Origin of the sequence: Vineibacter terrae, from assembly GCF_008039615.1 — a bacterium.
Classification (GTDB): domain Bacteria; phylum Pseudomonadota; class Alphaproteobacteria; order Reyranellales; family Reyranellaceae; genus Vineibacter; species Vineibacter terrae.
The window spans coordinates 1-718 of record NZ_VDUZ01000127.1 but is presented as its reverse complement, the minus strand read 5'-3'; the positions used below and the strand labels follow the sequence as shown (position 1 = coordinate 718).

Below are 718 nucleotides of genomic sequence, written 5' to 3'. Positions count from 1 at the left end.
TGTCCAGCAACGCGCCTTCGATCTGCTCGACCTGACACCCTCGCTGTAGGCAGCACGAAACACTTCGCAGTCAACAAATCCCTGCGATCACAACAACTTGCTCAATTCCCTCAGGGGTAACTTCGGTTTAGCCGGAAGCTGTTGTCGAAGTTCATCTTGTGAAAGGCCTCGCGCATATCGGCGAGCTCTTCCGGATTCACTTTGCGGACACTCAGCCGATAGTGCCGCGAAGTTGTCCTGAGTTCGATGATCGCATCGCGCTCGAAAAAACTGACGGCCTTCAACATCTCTTGATCGTTGTCGTCCAGAAAGCGCTCGAACGACACGGAGACCCCGCGCTCATCGCGATCGCGGTACGGTTCATATTTCGGGGTTCGCAAGAGCGTGAGACTTTCGATCCAGGATGGGTCATCCGGTTTCTGGACCGCGAACGAAACGATGAGATCGTCTCCAAGCTCAACGGTAATGAATGCGACGGTATCCATGGGGCTTGCCGAATGTACGACCTATGCGCAGCCTATCAGGAACCTCGACTGGTTGGCCACCGTGCCGGAGGTGCCGGGTTCGACGGCCTGAAGGATCCTTCGCTCTGCTCAGATTCTATGTAGCGACGAGAGGTCAGGAGGTAGGCTTTGAGTTTGGACCGAGCCTACGGAGGAAGAGAGATGAAGTCTTCGCAACACGCTGACACCCCCGCCGCTGAGACGGAGTTTGCCAC

The 718-nt window shown here is 56.0% G+C and carries 1 protein-coding gene; it reads right to left on the bottom strand.

Annotated elements, in window-relative coordinates:
* Positions 1-110 precede the first annotated feature (110 nt).
* Positions 111-485: a hypothetical protein gene (locus FHP25_RS40505; RefSeq protein WP_147852694.1), complete on the bottom strand. Its 375-nt coding sequence runs from the start codon at positions 483-485 to the stop codon at positions 111-113.
* Positions 486-718 lie beyond the last annotated feature (233 nt).